Genomic DNA, 2221 nt, shown 5'->3' on the forward strand with positions numbered 1-2221 from the left:
ATCCCAATTTAGATAGTAATATAATTCCGGGTATATGCTCTTAACTAATTTTAAGTCTTCACTAAAATTAGGGCTGTCTTTTAGCATTTTTACTATATATTTCCTCTCGACAAAGGTTATGTCAGTTAAATATTTAAGTTTCCCTTTAGTTGTAAGCCTGTTCAGGGAGTCTAATTTTTCCCCTATTTTGTTCTCAATTGAACCAAGCAGTTCTTCCAAATCTTCGTGTAAAATTTCTAAAAGCTTCTTTCTCTCTGCAAAAAATTCTTCTTTAGGGTTACCCTCGAATATCCCAAACCAAACCAAACCAATTAAGGCCTTATCATCAAAATGATTAAGTTTACTGAACACTTTAAGGAGATAACTATTCTTTACTTTTTCATAGTGCAATAAAAAATTCTTTAATAACCATCTATCAAAGTTATCTTTATAATCCATATACAATCTTAGATAATTTTCAATTTCTAAATTTTCTAAAGAATTCAAATTGAAGTGCTTTAAAAATATGTTTTCCAAATTTAGATTTTTAACATCCCACGACATTATCTCTTTCAGCAATTTTTTCCAAAAACTACTTTCGTTATCCTCAAATTCAACAGAAATTTTAGCATTAAAAAAAATCTCTAAATATTCTTTTTGATTTGATATAGTTTTTAAATCAAACAGGGCATCTGGTAAAAAATTTCTATAAAAATAAGTCAATGATTCTGAAGAAGAAACAATCTCTGTAGTATCGCTTTTTTTCCATAAATCAAGCCATTCTTTACTGTTTGAGACAAGTTTTCTATCTGTGATATTCATTAGATTAAAGCTTATTTGATAAATTGTAGTTTTCTCAATAGGTTCATTCAATATCCAAATAGGTGCCCAATTTCCCTTTCTGTAAAAGTTATCCCAGAAATCTTTTTCAAATCTTTCTAAAAGTCCGATAAAAGGGATATACAATCTTAGATTATCTTTATTTTCTAATTCGGATAAGCTTTTAATAACAACAAAAAAGTCCTCTCTATTAAAAAATCTCAGAATCTCTGAAAGAGGCACTAAAATGGTATCTTGTTTTATATTTTTCACTGCATTTATAATATCATTAGAAGTCAACCATCCATCTTCTTTAGGTAAATAAGTGGTTAGTTCCATAAGATTAATGCCTTTGTTTTTTAGATAAGAAACAAGATTTCGTAATGATTTAAACGAGCACAAAAACACAAACCTTGCAGGATATCTTCTTGCCGAGGGAGCATTGGTTTTTTTATCCCTTTCAATTTCCTCATATAGTTCTTCTAATGAATTTAATTTCATATTAATTCATCCATATATCTTTCAATATAATTTGCAATCTCTGGATGGTCATTTAGCAGCTTAATCAATGTCTCCTTAGCTTTTTCTCCGTCTAATTTTTCAATTTTGGATTTTACTTTCTCTACTCTTTCATGGCTTATAACTTCACCATTGTCTGATGGACCTACACCACCCCCTTCATTCTCTTTCTCTTTTTCCTCCTCCTCTTCTTCTTCTTTCTTTTCCCTTTCCTTTTCAATCCACCAATCTTTGACTTTTAACAGAACTTTATCCTCGCTCCAAGAAGCAACTTCTTCCTGCATATTAGTTTTTGTATACTCTATAACTTCATTTATCTCCGTGTCCGAAATATTTACATGCTCTATTTGTTTCAGCCATTCCCCGAATAACGATTGTGCTTCTTCCTTTTTTATAATCAAACCTAAGTCATAATGAACATCCTTAATTGCGTTTAAATACAATTTTATATCATCATAAGTGATCTCTTTATCAATGGATCGTATTAGTTGAAACATATTGTCTATTGCTTTGTTAGTCAAATCATTTGACTTTTCACTCAGTTTAAAAATCCACAAGGGACAAGAAGACTCTTTCACCCATTCTCTTATTTTCCACCTAACATCATTCAAACTTCCAACGTCTTTTAAATCAAATAAATCCGTTAATAACTCAACAAGTTCTTTTTCTTCTTCTGTTCCAAAACGCACCTCTAATTTACCTAAATAATCCTTGTTATTTTCCCAATATTTAAAAAGGCTCAAGATTTTATCTCTCATTATTTCTTTCTCTATTGGTTTTCCAGTTCCTGCCTCGTACAATCTCCCTACATATCTTCTCATCAAAAACCCAACAGCAGCCATATTGACCATATTAGGATACAATCCATAAGATGGCTTGCTTAAGAAACCGAGAACCTCACCCA

The 2221-nt window shown here is 30.7% G+C and carries 2 protein-coding genes; both read right to left on the bottom strand.

Features of this window, described 5'->3' with window-relative positions:
* Positions 1 to 1299 (bottom strand): BREX-4 system phosphatase PglZ (gene pglZ, locus U9Q18_02455; GenBank protein MEA3313220.1); only part of this gene is annotated, 1299 nt, incomplete at its 3' end.
* On the bottom strand, positions 1296 to 2221 hold a 926-nt coding region (locus U9Q18_02460), incomplete at its 5' end, for a hypothetical protein (protein MEA3313221.1). The genes U9Q18_02460 and pglZ, both read right to left, overlap by 4 nt.

This window comes from Caldisericota bacterium (assembly GCA_034717215.1).
In the GTDB taxonomy this organism is placed as follows: Bacteria; Caldisericota; Caldisericia; order Caldisericales; family Caldisericaceae; genus UBA646.